The 15,016-nt window shown below is 62.7% G+C and carries 17 protein-coding genes; 9 read left to right on the top strand and 8 right to left on the bottom strand.

Annotated elements, in window-relative coordinates; genetic code table 11:
• The first annotated feature begins 72 nt into the window (after positions 1-72).
• A complete protein-coding gene (locus tag AC1RME_RS09495) occupies positions 73-699 on the top strand; it encodes a TetR/AcrR family transcriptional regulator (RefSeq protein WP_096822654.1) in 627 nt (208 codons plus the stop codon).
• 192 nt (positions 700-891) lie between these two features.
• Here the strand turns inward: AC1RME_RS09495 and AC1RME_RS09490 are convergent, their stop codons facing one another.
• Positions 892-1,524, bottom strand: a complete 633-nt coding sequence (locus AC1RME_RS09490; protein WP_096822605.1) for a TetR/AcrR family transcriptional regulator — start codon at positions 1,522-1,524, stop codon at positions 892-894.
• Positions 1,525-1,611: 87 nt separating this feature from the next.
• Here AC1RME_RS09490 and AC1RME_RS09485 point away from each other — a divergent pair, with 87 nt between their 5' ends.
• Positions 1,612-2,196, top strand: a complete 585-nt coding sequence (locus AC1RME_RS09485) for an NAD(P)H-dependent oxidoreductase (protein WP_096822604.1) — start codon at positions 1,612-1,614, stop codon at positions 2,194-2,196.
• An 18-nt stretch (positions 2,197-2,214) separates the two neighbouring features.
• On the opposite strand, the gene AC1RME_RS09480 is transcribed toward AC1RME_RS09485, so the two are convergent.
• A complete protein-coding gene (locus tag AC1RME_RS09480) occupies positions 2,215-3,333 on the bottom strand; it encodes a DmpA family aminopeptidase (protein ID WP_096822603.1) in 1,119 nt (372 codons plus the stop codon).
• A 27-nt stretch (positions 3,334-3,360) separates the two neighbouring features.
• Positions 3,361-4,464, bottom strand: coding sequence for a polyamine ABC transporter substrate-binding protein (locus AC1RME_RS09475; protein ID WP_096822602.1), 1,104 nt, complete (start codon positions 4,462-4,464; stop codon positions 3,361-3,363).
• A 111-nt stretch (positions 4,465-4,575) separates the two neighbouring features.
• Between AC1RME_RS09475 and AC1RME_RS09470 the strand changes: the two genes are divergently transcribed.
• Entirely contained in the window at positions 4,576-5,349 is a 774-nt protein-coding gene (locus AC1RME_RS09470; protein WP_096822601.1) for a helix-turn-helix transcriptional regulator, read from the top strand.
• Positions 5,350-5,355: 6 nt separating this feature from the next.
• Here the strand turns inward: AC1RME_RS09470 and AC1RME_RS09465 are convergent, their stop codons facing one another.
• Positions 5,356-6,297 carry a class I SAM-dependent methyltransferase gene (locus tag AC1RME_RS09465; RefSeq protein ID WP_493091032.1) on the bottom strand — a complete coding sequence of 314 codons (942 nt, stop codon included), beginning with the start codon at positions 6,295-6,297 and terminating at the stop codon, positions 5,356-5,358.
• Positions 6,298-6,485: 188 nt separating this feature from the next.
• On the opposite strand from AC1RME_RS09465, the gene AC1RME_RS09460 reads away from it, so the two are divergent.
• The gene (locus tag AC1RME_RS09460) at positions 6,486-6,899 is read left to right on the top strand and encodes a response regulator (protein WP_096822599.1); all 414 of its coding nucleotides are present in this window, start codon (positions 6,486-6,488) and stop codon (positions 6,897-6,899) included.
• Positions 6,900-6,962: 63 nt separating this feature from the next.
• Positions 6,963-7,631, top strand: coding sequence for an HAD family hydrolase (locus AC1RME_RS09455; RefSeq protein WP_096822598.1), 669 nt, complete (start codon positions 6,963-6,965; stop codon positions 7,629-7,631).
• Here the strand turns inward: AC1RME_RS09455 and AC1RME_RS09450 are convergent.
• Complete coding sequence (locus tag AC1RME_RS09450; protein ID WP_493091029.1) at positions 7,625-8,284, bottom strand: methyltransferase family protein; 660 nt, start codon at positions 8,282-8,284, stop codon at positions 7,625-7,627. The genes AC1RME_RS09455 and AC1RME_RS09450 overlap by 7 nt on opposite strands.
• 164 nt (positions 8,285-8,448) lie before the next feature.
• Here AC1RME_RS09450 and AC1RME_RS09445 point away from each other — a divergent pair, with 164 nt between their 5' ends.
• Positions 8,449-9,366, top strand: coding sequence for a pyridoxal-phosphate dependent enzyme (locus AC1RME_RS09445; protein WP_096822596.1), 918 nt, complete (start codon positions 8,449-8,451; stop codon positions 9,364-9,366).
• Positions 9,367-9,379: 13 nt separating this feature from the next.
• Here AC1RME_RS09445 and AC1RME_RS09440 read toward each other — a convergent pair whose 3' ends face one another.
• Positions 9,380-10,276, bottom strand: coding sequence for a LysR substrate-binding domain-containing protein (locus AC1RME_RS09440; RefSeq protein WP_096822595.1), 897 nt, complete (start codon positions 10,274-10,276; stop codon positions 9,380-9,382).
• 113 nt (positions 10,277-10,389) lie between these two features.
• Here AC1RME_RS09440 and AC1RME_RS09435 point away from each other — a divergent pair, with 113 nt between their 5' ends.
• From AC1RME_RS09435 to AC1RME_RS09425, 3 genes are read left to right on the top strand one after another with little or no spacing between them, the layout of a single operon-like run.
• A complete protein-coding gene (locus AC1RME_RS09435; RefSeq protein ID WP_096822594.1) occupies positions 10,390-11,412 on the top strand; it encodes an aldo/keto reductase in 1,023 nt (340 codons plus the stop codon).
• On the top strand, positions 11,409-12,206 hold the full coding sequence (locus AC1RME_RS09430; protein WP_096822593.1) for an SDR family NAD(P)-dependent oxidoreductase: 798 nt from the start codon (positions 11,409-11,411) through the stop codon (positions 12,204-12,206). The genes AC1RME_RS09435 and AC1RME_RS09430 overlap by 4 nt, the downstream gene beginning before the upstream one ends.
• 24 nt (positions 12,207-12,230) lie before the next feature.
• Complete coding sequence (locus AC1RME_RS09425) at positions 12,231-12,641, top strand: SRPBCC family protein (protein ID WP_096822592.1); 411 nt, start codon at positions 12,231-12,233, stop codon at positions 12,639-12,641.
• A gap of 48 nt (positions 12,642-12,689) precedes the next feature.
• Here AC1RME_RS09425 and AC1RME_RS09420 read toward each other — a convergent pair whose 3' ends face one another.
• On the bottom strand, positions 12,690-14,084 hold the full coding sequence (locus AC1RME_RS09420; protein ID WP_096822591.1) for a sensor histidine kinase: 1,395 nt from the start codon (positions 14,082-14,084) through the stop codon (positions 12,690-12,692).
• Positions 14,062-14,745 (bottom strand): response regulator transcription factor, encoded by a 684-nt coding sequence (locus tag AC1RME_RS09415; RefSeq protein WP_096822590.1) that lies wholly within the window; start codon positions 14,743-14,745, stop codon positions 14,062-14,064. The genes AC1RME_RS09420 and AC1RME_RS09415 overlap by 23 nt, the downstream gene beginning before the upstream one ends.
• Positions 14,746-15,016: the final 271 nt, after the last annotated feature.

Genomic DNA, 15,016 nt, shown 5'->3' with positions numbered 1-15,016 from the left:
TGTCAACCTAGGCGCGTTTCGATTACCGGCACGGGCGTGCCTTTCAACCGGATTTACAAGGCCTTCAACCCCATGGACACCGCAGATCTACTCGAGCGCAGCTACCCCGGCCGCCGGGCCGAACTCAAGCGCGACATCTTTCGCAAGGCCTTGCGCCTGTTCAACGAACAGGGGATCGAGGCCACCACCATCGAAATGATCCGTGCCGAGTGCGACACCAGTGTCGGGGCGATCTATCACCATTTCGGCAACAAGGAAGGGCTGGTGGCCGCGTTGTTTTTCACCGCCCTGGAGGATCAGGCGCGCCTGCGCGATGCGTATCTGGCCGACGCGACGACCACCGAAGAGGGCGTGCAGGCGCTGGTCTTCAGCTATGTGGATTGGGTCGAGAACCAGCCGGAATGGGCGCGGTTCCAGTATCACGCGCGCTATGCCGTGACCCGGGGCCCCCACAAGGACGAACTGGCCGCCCGCAACAAGACGCGCAATCTCAGCCTGCGCACCTGGCTGAGCGAGCCCGGGCGCGCCGCCGAACTCAATGAGTGTCCCGCCGAGCTGCTGCCATCGCTGATCGTCGGTCAGGCGGACAGCTATTGCCGGGCATGGTTGTCCGGGCGGGTGAAGGGCAGTCCGAAGGCTTATCGCGAGTTACTGGCGCAAGCCACGTGGCGTTCGATCCGTCGCGAACCTGAAGACTGATTTTCAGAGACAAAAAAAGAGCCTCAAGACTCTTTGATAGGGAGGAGTAGAGCCCGTGAGGCTCAAGATGCGCGTGAAACAAAGTGCGGGCTTGATTGGGGTTCAGGGCACCTGCACCTACGCAGCGGTTTGGCGAACCAAGCGACTGCGTATCTCCATCCTAGGAAGGTACGGTGGCGGTCTCAAGTACCGTCAGTCACTTGCTTTTGCGGCGCTGGCGGCGGCCCTTTCGACCATCGCGGCGATCGTTGCAAACAGCTCGTCACGGGCCTGTGCGGCGCTGATTTCTCCGGTCGCCGCTGCTTGAGACAGCGCCTCGGCGGCGCCGAGCATGGCGCGTAATCCCGCCTGGGTAATGTCGCCACCCTCAGCGAAAGGCGACAGCACGCTGCGGCACTTCTCCAGGAAAATCGCCTCGTACTCGCGCTTGATCTTCTCCAGTTCCGGCGTGCTCGCCAGCGCGGCGATCACCCCGGGAATCTCGTTGCCCTGGGTCAGCACACAATCGACATACGCCGTGGCAATCACCGAGGCGGTGCCGCTCAACGTCGCCTCGCAATTGCCTAGCGCAATATCCATCAGCGCGGTCTGGCGCCTGTCGAAATCCTGATACAGCGCAGCCAGCAAGCCGGCGCGGGTGGTGAAGTGGTCGTAGACCACCGGTTTGGTCACGCCAGCCTTTTCCGCCAGATAACCCAGGGTCAGGGCATCGGTGCCTTCTTCGCGAATCAATTGCCAGGCCATGTCGAGCAACTGGCGCTGGCGGTCTTCCCGGGACAGGCGTCGGCGGGGCTGGGCGGCTTCGGGAATTTCAGTGGTTGACATCGCTTATATACCAAACGTAACTTACGATTCGTAACTTACCAAGAGTATATAGCCCTTGGTCAGCATCCACCAACCGGAGATTTCCCCATGCACGCATTGATTGTTGTGGCTCATGACGACCCTCGTTCGCTGACCCATGCGCTGGCGCAGCAGATTGCCAAAGGCCTGTTGGAGAGCGATCCGTCCAACACCTTCGAAATCGCTGACCTGCACGCCGAGGAATTCGATCCGCGTTTTGGCGTGGCCGACTGGGCGGTGCATCACCGTGAGTCCGCACCGCCAGCAGACGTCCTGGCCGAGCAGGCACGCATCGACCGCGCCGATGCGCTGGTGCTGGTGTATCCAGTGTTCTGGTGGTCGATGCCGGCGCTCCTCAAGGGCTGGATAGACCGGGTGTTCAGCAATGGTTGGGCGTTTGATTTCGACGGCGATTCGACGCTGAAGAAACTCGGGCGACTGCGTGTGCAACGGGTCGCACTCGGCGGGGCCGATGCACGCACCTACGAACGCCACGGCTACGGCGCGGCGATGAAGGCGCAGATCGATCACGGTATTTTCGATTATTGCGGGGCGACGGTGGCGGGCTCGGCGTTGTTGCTGGAGTCCGAGTTGCGCGACCCTGCGGTGCAACTGCAGGCGGCGCGCGAACTCGGACTTGGGTTGTTCCGCTAAAGGTCTTTGGGAACCGTTTCAGCGAGCGCCGGGCCAGCCTGCTTTATCCAGGGCGGCGAGCAGGGTCGCGGCATCCAGCCCCGGCACCGAATGCCCGTTGCCTTCGGTGCTGTCGCTGGCAAGCAGGGCGTTGATGATCGCTTCTTCAACCGCCTCGGTCGCCGCCAGAAACAGCTCGCTGATGTGGTCGTTGTTGACCATCCGCAAGCCGTCACAGGTCGACGCGCCTTTGCCTTCATAGGCGGCGGGAGGGATGTGGCCGTTGCCGGTGGCGAAGGCGATGAAAATGTCGCCGCTGTGGTCTTCGTTACCGCCGCCGGTACGCGCCAGACCGAGGCTCGCCCGTTGCGCGAGTCGCGTGCATTGATGCGGCAACAGCGGCGCATCGGTGGCCAGGCACACCACGATCGAACCCATGCCCGGATGCGGTAGCGAGGCACGCAGGAACGGCGAATCCACCTGTTCCATGTAGCGCCCGACCGGGTAGCCGTCGACCCGCAACTCGCTGCGAATCCCATGGTTGGCCTGAACGATGGCGCCCACCGTCCAGCCACCCTGAGCCTTGCTCAATCGGCGCGATGCGGTGCCGATCCCGCCCTTGAATTCATGGCAGATCATGCCGCTGCCACCGCCCACCGCGCCTTCCTGCACGGGGCCATCGACTGCATTGCTCATGGCCTCGGCCACGTGTTCGGGTTTCACATGAAAGCCGTTGATGTCGTTGAGCAAACCATCGAAAGTTTCCAGCACCACCGGCATGTTCCAGTAGAGACGACCGTCGTCCGGTTGTTGCGCGCGATCCAGCTCGATCAAGGCATCGCGCACCACGCCTAGGCTGTGGGTGTTGGTGAAGGCGATCGGACTGGTCAGCAGGCCGGCTTCGCGAATCCATTCCAGCCCCGTCGCATCACCGTTGCCGTTGAGTACGTGAACGCCGGCAAAACACGGTTGTGCATTGGTCGAACCTGCGCGCGGCTCGATCAGGGTGACGCCAGTGCAGATGTCGCGTCCGGCGGCGCTTTGCCCCCGCACATTGCTGTGGCCGACCCGCACGCCGGGTACGTCGGTGATGGCATTGAGCGGGCCGGGCTGCAGTTGGCCGATGCGGATAGGGAGATCGCGGGCTCTTGGTTTCATGGTGTTTTCTTCTCTGTTCAATGTTGATTATTGGCCGTTCTTGACCTTGCTCCAGACCCGCGTGCGCACCCGTTCGGTGGCTTTGGGCAGGGGCTCGAGGGTGAACAGCGTGGCCATCGCCGTGGCGGACGGGTACACCGCCGGGTTGTCGCGGGTGGCTTCGGCGACCAGCGCGGTGGCGGCGCGGTTGCCGTTGGGGTAGGAGAGGTGATCGCTGACCGGCGCAATCACCTCGGGCCGCAGCAGGTAGTCGATGAACGCCAGGCCCTGGGTCGGATGCGGCGCGTCCTTGAGCAGCACCAGCGTGTCGAACCACACCGGCGCGCCTTCCTTCGGCAGGCTGTACTGGATCTTCACGCCGTTGCCGGCCTGCTCGGCGTTGGTCTTGGCTTCGAGCATCGCGCCGGACCAGCCGACCGCCACGCAGATGTTGCCGTTGGACAGATCGCTGATGAATTTCGAGGAGTTGAAGTAGGCGATGTGCGGGCGCAGTTTCAGCAGCAGCGCTTCGGCTTTCTGATAGTCCTCGGCGTTGGTGCTGTTCGGCGGTAAGCCAAGATAGTGCAACGCGACCGGGAGCATTTCCGACGGCGAATCGAGCATCGCCACGCCGCACTCGCCGAGCTTGGCCAGGTTCTCTTCCTTGAACACCAGATCCCAGGAGTCCACTGGCGCCTTGTCGCCCAGCACGGCGCGCACCTTGTCGACGTTGTAGCCGATGCCGTTGGTGCCCCACAGATACGGCACGGCGTACTGGTTGCCGGGATCGTTATTGGCCAGTTTGCCGAGCAGGTCGTTGTCGAGGTTCTTCCAGCCCGGCAGTTGATTGCGGGGCAACGGGGCGAGGGCGCCGGCCTTGATCAGGGTCGGTAGGCTGAAATTGCTTGCCACCACCACGTCGTAGCCGCTGTGGCTGGTCATCAGTTTGCCTTCCAGCACTTCGGCGCTGTCGAAGGTGTCGTAGACCGGTTCGATGCCGCTGTCGCGCTTGAAATCATGCAGGGTGTTCGGGCCGATGTAGTCGTACCAGTTGTAGACATGCACGCTCGGCGCATCGGCCGCTTGAGCGGTCAGTGCGACGGACACGACGCCCGCCAGGCCCAGGTTGATATACCCACGATGACAACGCATGATGCGGCACTCCTGGCCTGCGGCAGGCCGGTAATGAACAGGAGTGGTCAGCCTATCGGGCAGGCCGCACCAGACCCATTCCCATCATGGGTTACTCAAAAGGGGTAGAGCGTGGACGCGTTGCTGCAGGAATTGCCGGTGCATCAGAGCCTGTCGCGGGTATTCGCCAGCATCGGCCAGGACGGTTTCTGGCGGGCGCTGGTCGATACCTTGCGGCTGCTGGTGCCGTTGGACAATGCGCTGGTGGCGGTGATGCAGACGGGGCGCCCGCCGCAATTGCTGATCGATGTCGACAGCCAGGGCCGCGCCGAGGAACAGGAAGAACTGGCCGGTTACTGTGCCGGCATGTACCTGCTCGATCCGTTCTATCAGGCCGCGTGCGCCGGGATCGCTGACGGTTTGCACAGCCTGGCGTCCGTGGCACCGGACCAGTTTCTGCACAGCGAGTACTACCTGAGCTACTTCCGCTCCGTGGTCGGCGCGGATGAACTGCAATTCATGGTCAACACCGATGACGGTGTGCTCGGATTGTCGATGGGCCGGGCCAAGGCGTTCAGTTTGCAGGAGCAAGGGCGCCTGCTGTGCGTGCGGGACTGGGTGTTGTCAGCGATGCGCCGGCATGTGCAGTTGCTGCCGCCGCAAGGTGCGGTGGTCGAGGCGCCGGTCGGCGATCTGGCGGCGCTGTTGGACCGTTTCGACGCGCGGCTGACCGCGCGCGAAATCGATACGGCGCGCCTGATTCTCCAGGGCTTCTCGAGCAAGGCCATCGCCCAGCACATGAACATTTCGCCGGAGACGGTGAAGGTGCATCGGCGCAACCTCTATCACAAGCTCAACGTCACCGGGCATGGCGAGTTGTTTGCGCTGGTGTTGCGCCCGCGCTGAGCAGGGTCAGTCGATCTGCTTGAACAGCAGCGCCTTCAGACCGCTTTCCGGGTCGACGTCCGGAAACTCCGGCGGGTTTTCCAGCCGCTGCTCGAAACGCAGGCTCGGCGCCTCTTGGGTCACGCCATCGATCAGGAAATCCGAACCGAACGCCGGATCGTTCATGCAGGCCAGCACCGTGCCCTGGGCCGTCAGCAGTTCCGGGAGGCGGCGCAGTACGCGCTGGTAATCCTTGGTCAGCAGGAAACTGCCTTTCTGGAACGACGGCGGGTCGATGATCACCAGATCATACGGGCCGCTGTTGATGACCTTGCCCCAGGACTTGAACAGGTCGTGGCCGAGAAAACTCACCTTGCTCAGGTCATGCCCGTTCAGGCGGTGATTGTCGCGGCCGCGGCTCAGCGCCGCGCGGGACATGTCGAGGTTGACCACATGGCTGGCGCCGCCCTCGATGGCTGCCACCGAGAAACCGCAGGTGTAGGCGAACAGGTTCAGCACCCGTTTGCCGGCAGACTGCTCGCGCACCCAGTTGCGTCCGTAGCGCATGTCGAGGAACAGCCCGGCGTTCTGCTTGCGGCCCAGATCCACGCGGTATTTCAGCCCGCCCTCGACGATGGTCATCTCGTCGATTTCTTCGCCCAGCAGCCATTCGGCGGTGCTTTGCGGCAGGTAGCGATGCTGGATCAACAGGGTGTGAGCGCCGGATTGCTGCCATGGCGCTGAACCGGTGATCTCCAGCAACAGACGCTTGAGGTCTTCCAGTTGCGAAGCCTCGGGTTTCTTGAACAGCGACACCAGCACCACGCCTTGCAGCCAGTCGACGGTGAGCTGTTCCAGCCCCGGCCAGCAGCGCCCACGGCCATGGAACAGACGCCGGGTTTCGGCCGGTGCCGAAGTCAGCGCGGTGAGCAGGTGGGCGTGGAGAACGGCGAGGGCTTCAGGGTTCATCAATCGGGATCGGCAAGCAAAAGGGCGCGCATTTTAACCGCAATTACGGGTCGGCGACTGCCCGTTGACCGGGTGTTATCGAAAAGACCTGTATCAAAAATGAATTTCTGTAGAAGGCGCTGCTCATACCAGATAAGCAGCGGGATCAAGCCGCTAAATCGTTCATGCAATTCAGGGAGTGCCAGTTCATGTGTCCAATTCCGACGGCGAGCGCGCACCTTCCTGGCGGGTTGATTCTGGTAGTCGAGGATGACCCGTTGATTCTGGAGTTTTTGTGCGAAATTCTTCAGGAGGAAGGTTTCAAGGTCGAGCCGCAGACCAGTGCCGATGCGGCGTCGCGATACCTGGAAGAGCACGCGCCGGAAGTCGCGCTGCTGCTCACCGACATCACCATGCCCGGCACCCTCAATGGCGCGGACCTGGCCAATCTGGTCGGCGAGCGCTGGCCGGAAAAACCGGTGATGGTCATGTCCGGTTATGAAACGCCGGAGACCTCCGGCGTCCGCCATCCAGTGGCGTTCATCAAGAAACCCTGGGCCATCGGCCAGTTGCTCGATTGCGTGGACGACGCATTCAAATCCAAGGCACCGCGTCTGCACTGAAGCCTTCGGCAGATGCTACATTGCCGGGCACATTTGCCCGGCTCTGCCTAAGGATGCGATCCCTTGTCTGCTCACGATGCTGTTTTCAATCGCGCGTTCGGCGCGTTCCTGTTCGACATGGACGGCACCGTCCTCAACTCCATCGCCGCCGCCGAGCGGATCTGGGCGGCCTGGGCCGAGCGTCATGGCGTGGATGTCGAGACCTTCCTGCCGACCATCCACGGCGTGCGCGCCATCGACACCATCACTCGCCTGAACCTGCCGGGCGTGGACGCCGAGGCGCAAGCAGCGTTCATCACCGAGGCGGAAATCGAAGACGTTGAAGGGATTGTCGAGATCCCCGGTGCGGCGGCGTTTCTCAAGTCGTTGCCGGCAGATCGCTGGGCCATGGTGACCTCGGCGCCACGGGATCTGGCGCTGCGACGGATGGCGGCGGCGGGGATTCCCGAGCCTGCGGTGATGATCACGGCTGAAGACGTGACGGCGGGCAAACCTGACCCGGCCGGCTATCGACTGGCCGCCAAACGTCTGGGACTGGAACCGGCCGATTGCCTGATTTTTGAAGACGCGACTGTTGGCATTCAGGCGGCGGAAGCGGCCGGTGCGCCGTTGATGATCATCACCGCGACTCACCAGCATCCGATTGAAACCTCACACGCGACCATCGCCAGTTACCGCGACGTTGCGCTGAGCATCGACAACAACGGCCAGTTACGCCTGCAACCTCAGTAAACACCCGGCAACAACCGCCAGCTGCGCGCGCAATAGGCATCGTATTCGGCGCCGAACTGGGTGCGCAGCAAGGCTTCTTCTGAATGGATGCGGGCAATCAGCGGGATCAGCGTCAGCGCCGCCAGCAGGATCCCGACGACCGAACGAAACGCCAGTGCCCAGCCCAGTGCGTTGACGACCAGCCCCAGATAGCTGGGATTGCGCAGGTGCGTGTAGATGCCTTCAGTGACCAGTCGATGTCCCGGCTGAATCGCCACCAATCCGCTGAAACGGTGGCCCAGAACAAACACCGGCCACAGGCGCAAGGCACCGCCAGCGATGAACAACAACGCCCCCAGCCAACGGGTGCCTTCGGGGCCAACGGTCCAGAAACCGATGCGGTCGCAGTAAGCCGGCAGAAAAGCACTGACCAGCCCGATCACGCCGAACGCCGGAATCACCCAGCGATTGGCCCGGTCCTCGCGCTCACCCGAACTCAGGTTCACCTCGCTGAACAGCGACACCACCACCATCGCCAGCGTCGCCAGCGCCACCACCACCAGCGCGCCGTGGGAAAAGAACACCGCCACGCCACCAATGCCCCACATCGCCAGCCCCAGGTAGGCGAGAGTGGCGATTACCGCGACGACGGTCATTTGCGCTGACATTTTCATAGGCACCTCACGGCTGTTCCGTTCAGTGTAGATCGCTGCACGATCCCCGGCGTTTACCGTCGAGGGGGCAGGGTGAACTAAGCTTCAGACAGGGACGTTTCGACTTCAACCGTCCACGCGCCGGCGAACAGGTCGCCCGGGCGTGGCGTCATCAGGAGTCCGCCATGCTGCACATCCGCACGCCGTTGATCCTCCATCCGACCCTGTCGACCACTTCCCGGCGTATCTGGCTGAAACTGGAAAACCTGCAACCCTGTGGTTCTTTCAAACTGCGCGGCATGGGCCTGCTGTGCAGTCAGGCAGCGGCGCAGGGCAAGCGCAAAGTTGTCTGCCCGTCCGGTGGCAATGCAGGTCTTGCGACGGCGGTGGCGGCGGTCAGCCTGGGCCTGCAAGCCTGCATCGTGGTGCCACACACCACCCCGGAAGCGACCCGCGCACGCATTCGTCGCACCGGTGCCGAAGTCATCGTCCACGGCAAAGTCTGGGACGAAGCCAATCAGCGTGCCCGTGAACTGGCCAGCGCTGCGGACACCGAATACGTGCCGGCCTTCGACCACCCGGTGTTGTGGCAAGGGCACAGCACAATGATCGATGAAATCCTCGAAGACTGCCCGCAGGTCGACACCGTGGTCACCTCGGTCGGCGGCGGGGGATTGCTTGCAGGAATTCTCACAGGGCTGCTGCGCCATGACCGGCGTGACTGTCGAATCATCACCTGCGAAACCCAGGGCGCCGCCTCGTTTGCCGCCGCCGTACAGGCCGGCCACCCGGTGCGCCTGAGCAAGATCGACACCGTCGCCACCTCCCTTGGCGCCGCGCAAGTGGCGGAGTGGCCGGTGCAGCACATCGGCGAGTTCGATCACGAATGCCTGGTGCTGTCCGATGACGACGCGATCATGGGCGTGGTGCGTTATGCCAGTGATTTGCGGCAACTGGTGGAGCCGGCGTGTGGTGTGTCGCTGGCGGTGGCTTATCTGGATCATCCCGCGCTGGCGGGGGCTCGGGATGTGGTGATTGTGGTGTGTGGCGGGGTGAGTATCAGTGCGCAGTTGGTGGCGGGGTGGGCGCGGTTGGGCGTTTGAACCGCGCCTTTAGTCACGCGCCCGAGATGTCCGGGCCCGTCAGTACCGTCCTGAATGTCTCCACCAACGGCCGCAAATTGACCCGATGCCAGGCCGCCCACAGCGGCGTGGTAAACTCCAGCCACGGCACCTCCCGCAACACCACACCCGGCGGGGCGTTGTGGCTCAGGCCTTTCTGGATCATCGCAATCCCCAGCCCCGAAGCAACCAGCCCCAGCGCGGTGAACGGCTCGGTCGCCTGCATCCGCACATCCGGGGTGAAGCCGGCGCGCAGGCAGGCACTCACAAAATCGTCGCCCGCGTCCTGACGGGGTTGCACGCCGATCCACTCCTGAGTGGCCAGATCCTCCGGGGTCAGCGATGCCTGTGTGGCCAATGGATGCTGCTCCGGCAGCGCCAGCAGCATCGGATCGTCCAGCACCTGGAAGCCCAGCAAGTCAGGATCGTCGGTCGTCGGCGGTTCGCTGACCAGTGCGATATCGAGACTACGCTGACGCAGGCCTTCGAGTTGTTCGGCGGAGCTGAGGTTGTACAGCGCGACATGCACGTTCGGCCGATCTGCCCGCAATACGCGCAAGGCATTGGGCAATACGCCCGCGTGCATGGCGTTCTCGATGTAGCCGATGCACAAGCCACCTTCTTCTCCACGGCCCAGGCGTTTGCCGAGGGATTCCAGGCGATTGGCGTGGGTCAGCAAGGCGCGGGTTTCGGCAAGGAACGTATGGCCGTCGCGGGTCAGGCGGATGCGTTGCTGGCTGCGTTCGAACAGGGTCAGGCCCAGGCGCTCTTCGAGCTGGGCGATCTGCCGGCTCAGGGGCGACTGGGAAATGTGCAGGCGCTCGGCCGCGCGGCCGACGTGCTCTTCCTCGGCGACGACCACGAAGTAGCGCAATTGGCGGAAATCAATCATGTCAGACCTATAGGGACTCAAGTGCTGCGCATTATGTCTTGGACGGTCTGAGTGTCGCAATCTAGGATCTGCTCAACGGTCAACCACGACCCAGACACTACGAGGAAATCCCCATGAGCTTGAAAGACAAACTGCCCGGCCAACTGGGCTTCGGCACCGCGCCACTGGGCAACATGTTCCGCGCCATCCCCGAGGAAGAAGCCCAGGCCACCGTGCATACGGCGTGGGATGCGGGCGTGCGTTACTTTGACACCGCGCCGTTCTACGGCTCGGGCCTGTCGGAAATCCGCCTCGGCGAAGCACTGTCCCGCTACAAGCGCGATGACTATGTGCTCAGCACCAAGGTCGGCCGGGTGATTCTCGATGAAGTCGAAGACGCCGCCGCCCGTGATCTGGGCGAGAAGAGCGGGGTGTTCGAACACGGCCGCCCGAACAAGATCGTCAACGACTACAGCGCCGACGCCACCTTGCGCTCGATCGAAGACAGTCTCGAACGCCTGAAAACCGATCGCCTCGACATCGTCTGGGTCCACGACATCGCTCAGGACTTCTACGGCGACCAATGGCTGGAGTACTTCAATCAGGCCCGCACCGGGGCCTTCAAAGTCCTGACCCGCCTGCGTGAAGAAGGCGTGATCAAGGGCTGGGGTTTGGGTGTGAACAAGGTTGAGCCCTGCGAGTTGACGCTCGACCTGACCGAGGCGCAGCCTGACGGCTTCCTGTTGGCCGGGCGCTACACCTTGCTCGATCACGACCGCGCCCTGCAGCGTCTGATGGATTCGGCTCTGGCGCAAAACGTCGAGATCGTCGTCGGCGGCCCTTACAGCTCGGGGATCCTGGCCGGTGGCGCGCACTTCGAATACCAGAAGGCCAGTCCGCAAATCATTGCCAAGGTCGAGCAGATCAAACGCATCGCCGCCGCTCACGGCGTGGATGTCAAAGCGGCTGCACTACAATTCTCGCTGGCCAATCCGGCCGTGGCGGCAGTGATTCCCGGCGCGAGCAAACCGGGGCGCATTGCCGAAGATGTAGCGGCGCTGTCGGCGGTCATTCCGGCCGGTTTCTGGCGGGCCATGCGTGAAGCGAAACTGGTGTCCGAACGTGCACCATTACCTATCGACGAGGTGAAAGCATGAAGATCGATCTGAGCGGGAAACTGGCGATTGTCAGCGGCAGCACGGCGGGTATCGGTTTGGGCATCAGCCAGTCGCTGGCCGAGGCGGGCGCCACGGTGGTGGTGATCGGTCGCGACGCGGCCAAGGTCGAGCAGGCACTGGCGAGCATTCGGCAAGCCGTTCCGGGCGCGAAACTGCGCGGTCTGACGGCGGATCTGGGCACGGCCGAAGGCGCGCAGAAACTGTTCGCCGCCGAACCGAAAGCCGACATCCTGGTGAACAACCTCGGGATCTACAACGCCGTGGATTTCTTCGACGCGCCCGACGATGAGTGGACGCGCTTCTATGAAATCAACGTGATCTCCGGCGTGCGCCTGTCGCGACATTACGTGCCGGCGATGGTCGAGCAGGGCTGGGGTCGGGTGATCTTCCTGTCTTCGGAATCCGGCGTGGCCACCCCGGCCGACATGATCAACTACGGCGTGACCAAAAGCGCCAACCTCGCGGTGTCCCATGGCCTGGCCAAACGCTTGGCCGGCACCGGGGTGACGGTCAATGCAATCCTGCCGGGGCCGACCTTCACCGACGGCGTCGAAGAGATGCTCAAGGATGCCGCCGCCGAGTCCGGCCGTAGCTTGCGGGACGAAGCCGACGCGTTTGTGCGCAGGGCCCGTCCGACCTCGATCATCCAGCGCGTGGCCAATGTCGAAGAAGTCGCGCATCTGGTGACCTACATCGCTTCACCGCTGTCCTCGGCCACCACCGGCGCGGCATTGCGCGTCGACGGCGGCGTGGTCGACAGCCTGGCAATCTGAATTCCTCAAGAGAGACGTTTATTTATGGCAACAGCATCAGCATTCATCGACATCCCGGCCTCGGCCGATCAGGTCTGGCAACTGATCGGCGGCTTCAACACGCTGCCGGACTGGCTGCCGTTCATTCCCAAGAGTGAACTGAGCGACGGTGGCCGCGTACGCACCCTGCAAACCGCCGACGGCGCGGTGGTGATCGAGCGTCTGGAGACGTTCGATAACGCGGGCAAGACCTACAGCTACTCGATCGAGCAGGCACCGTTTCCGGCCACGGATTATCTGGCGACGATTCGCGTCGAAGCCCAGGGGCAGGGCGCGCGGGTGACGTGGTCGGGACGCTTCACGGCCAAGGGCGTGAGCGATGAGGAAGTGGTGGCGCTGTTCAGCGGCATCTATCAGGGCGGCCTCGAAGCGCTGCGCGCTAACTACCCGGCCTGAGTTTCATGATCGTTCCCACGCAAAGTGGGAACGATCCCTGCCCAAAAATCAGGTCTGTGAAATCAGCCTCTGCCGGCAATCAAGCACCAGTTTCGCCCCGCCCAGATCGCTGCGACCCACCTCAAGACTGAACCCGTGCAGGCTGACAATCGCCGCAACGATCGACAGCCCCAGTCCGAAACCGCTTTGCGGTTGCCCACCCTCTGCACGATAGAAGCGCTGGAACACCGCTTCGCGTTCCGACTCGGGAATGCCGGGGCCGGAATCGTGCACTTCGATCCGTGTATGCCCCGCATCATTCACCCCACGCAAAATCACCGTGCCTCCCGGCGGGGTGAACTTGATCGAGTTGCTCAACAGGTTGGCCAGCGCCTCGAACAACAGCGCCCGGTCACCATTGAGCATCGGCAGGGTTTCGGGCATGTTCAGCTCGAAACGCAGTTCGTCTTCCTCGGCCAGCGGCAGGTAGAACTCATGCAGTTCCTGCAGCAGTCGCACCGGATCGAGCTCGACGAATCCCGAACGCCGCTGGCGATCTTCCAGTTCGGAAATCCTCAGCAAACCGCGAAAACGCGCCATCAGCGTATCGGCTTCGGCCAGCACCAGATCCAGTTGCGCCGCTTCCGGCGAGCCTTCGCCGGCCTGTTGCTGCATGCGATACAACTGCGCCCGCAAACGCGTCAGCGGAGTGCGCAAGTCGTGGGCGATGTTGTCGCACACGCCTTTGACTTCGTTCATCAGACGCTCGATGCGATCGAGCATGGCGTTGACGATGGCGGCGAGCATGTCCAGTTCGTCGCGGCGATTGGACACGGGCAATCGATGAGTCAGGTCACCGGCGACAATCGACTGGGCACTGGCCTGAATCGCGCGGATTCGCCGCAACGGCCGACGCCGCAGCAAATGCCAGCCGATGACCCCCGGTACGATTGTCAGCGAAACGCCCCAGAGCAATGCACGCAGAATGATGCGGGTCACGGCGAACAGCGAACCGTTGTCGCGCACCAGCACCAGCCAGCGACCGTCGCGGGTCGGGGTGGCGACCGCATCGCAACTGTCGGCGGGCAGGGTCGGATCGTCGGATTCGGAGCAGTCGCGCAATTCGTGGATCTTGCCGTCCAGCGGCAGGCCCGCAGGCATTTGCTGCAAAGCCCCGCCGAGGTAGGTGTGGTCGGCGGCGAACAGGCCGTAGGCATCGATGCCGCGGATATCGAACGTCATGCTGGCGGCGAGTGCATCCTCGAGCTGCTCGCCGCGAAAGTGCGAGAACAGATGCTGACGCTGCATCAGCGAATGTTTGGCCAGGCTGTCGAGGTAACCGGAGACCTCGAAATACATGACCCCCATGAGGATCCCGCTCCAGGCCACGAACAATGAACTGTAAAGCGCCAGCAACCGGCTGCTGGAGGAACGCCAACCGTCAGACGGGTTCGGCAATGACATAACCCGAGCCTCGCACCGTACGGATCAGCGGGACATTGCCCGGCGGGTCGATCTTCTTGCGCAGGCGACCGATGTGGACGTCGATCAGGTTGGTCCCCGGGTCGAAGTGATAACCCCAGACTTCCTCGAAAATCATCATCCGCGACAGGATCTGGCCGCTGTTGCGCATCAGGAATTCCAGCAACTTGTATTCGGTGGGCAACAGCGTCAGCACCTGCTCGGCGCGGCTGGCTTCATGGCTGATCAGGTCGAGCTCAAGGTCCGCCACGCGCAGGGTGGTCGGCTGGGTGCCGCCATTGTGCTGCCGGCGCAGCAACACTTCGACCCGGGCCGCCATTTCGTCGGTGGCGAACGGCTTGGTCAGGTAATCGTCACCGCCGGCGCGCAGGCCGCGCACGCGCTCATCGACGTCGGACAACGCGCTGATCATCAGGATCGGCGTGGACACACCCATGGTGCGCAGGGTGGTGACGATGGCCAGACCATCGAGTTCGGGCAGCATGCGGTCGAGGGTGATCAGGTCGTAGTTGCCGCTGACGGCGCGGTCCAGGCCTTCGCGGCCGTTGTCGACCCAATCCACGTCGAGGCCGTGGCTGCTGAGTTCGGCGACGATTTCCCGGGCGGTCACGGCGTCGTCTTCGATGGTCAAGATGCGAGTCATGGTGGGCCTGCTGATCGGTTCAAACGGAATGGCAGCATTTTGCCAAGATTTTGCAATAACGCTTTAAATTAACTTTCATGTTGTAGTTGATACAAACTCAAATGACCGGGCTTTTGTGCCAATGCATAAAGCCCGCTGATATCGGACCGTTGTTGCAAATTGCATGGCCCTGGGAAGTTCAGTCTTTTTAAGAGATTGAATTTCAACGATTTATTTAATGTTGGCGACTGGCACGGTCACTGCAATTCATCTGCTGACGAGTTGTAACACC

Source organism: Pseudomonas sp. GW822-FHT03F08 (genome assembly GCF_058801265.1).
The sequence above is the reverse complement of the archived record's forward strand: the minus strand, read 5'-3'. Positions and strand labels throughout refer to the sequence as shown.

What these genes read in the sequence shown, in the direction of transcription:
- AC1RME_RS09465 (WP_493091032.1), bottom strand. Translation starts at nt 6,297, where the DNA reads ATGAACCCTGAAGCCCTCGCCGTTCTCCACGCCCACCTGCTCACCGCG.
- AC1RME_RS09475 (WP_096822602.1), bottom strand. Translation starts at nt 4,464, where the DNA reads ATGCGTTGTCATCGTGGGTATATCAACCTGGGCCTGGCGGGCGTCGTG.
- AC1RME_RS09490 (WP_096822605.1), bottom strand. Translation starts at nt 1,524, where the DNA reads ATGTCAACCACTGAAATTCCCGAAGCCGCCCAGCCCCGCCGACGCCTG.
- AC1RME_RS09415 (WP_096822590.1), bottom strand. Translation starts at nt 14,745, where the DNA reads ATGACTCGCATCTTGACCATCGAAGACGACGCCGTGACCGCCCGGGAA.
- AC1RME_RS09450 (WP_493091029.1), bottom strand. Translation starts at nt 8,284, where the DNA reads ATGAAAATGTCAGCGCAAATGACCGTCGTCGCGGTAATCGCCACTCTC.
- AC1RME_RS09480 (WP_096822603.1), bottom strand. Translation starts at nt 3,333, where the DNA reads ATGAAACCAAGAGCCCGCGATCTCCCTATCCGCATCGGCCAACTGCAG.
- AC1RME_RS09425 (WP_096822592.1), top strand. Translation starts at nt 12,231, where the DNA reads ATGGCAACAGCATCAGCATTCATCGACATCCCGGCCTCGGCCGATCAG.
- AC1RME_RS09440 (WP_096822595.1), bottom strand. Translation starts at nt 10,276, where the DNA reads ATGATTGATTTCCGCCAATTGCGCTACTTCGTGGTCGTCGCCGAGGAA.
- AC1RME_RS09445 (WP_096822596.1), top strand. Translation starts at nt 8,449, where the DNA reads ATGCTGCACATCCGCACGCCGTTGATCCTCCATCCGACCCTGTCGACC.
- AC1RME_RS09435 (WP_096822594.1), top strand. Translation starts at nt 10,390, where the DNA reads ATGAGCTTGAAAGACAAACTGCCCGGCCAACTGGGCTTCGGCACCGCG.
- AC1RME_RS09460 (WP_096822599.1), top strand. Translation starts at nt 6,486, where the DNA reads ATGTGTCCAATTCCGACGGCGAGCGCGCACCTTCCTGGCGGGTTGATT.
- AC1RME_RS09420 (WP_096822591.1), bottom strand. Translation starts at nt 14,084, where the DNA reads ATGTCATTGCCGAACCCGTCTGACGGTTGGCGTTCCTCCAGCAGCCGG.
- AC1RME_RS09485 (WP_096822604.1), top strand. Translation starts at nt 1,612, where the DNA reads ATGCACGCATTGATTGTTGTGGCTCATGACGACCCTCGTTCGCTGACC.
- AC1RME_RS09495 (WP_096822654.1), top strand. Translation starts at nt 73, where the DNA reads ATGGACACCGCAGATCTACTCGAGCGCAGCTACCCCGGCCGCCGGGCC.
- AC1RME_RS09430 (WP_096822593.1), top strand. Translation starts at nt 11,409, where the DNA reads ATGAAGATCGATCTGAGCGGGAAACTGGCGATTGTCAGCGGCAGCACG.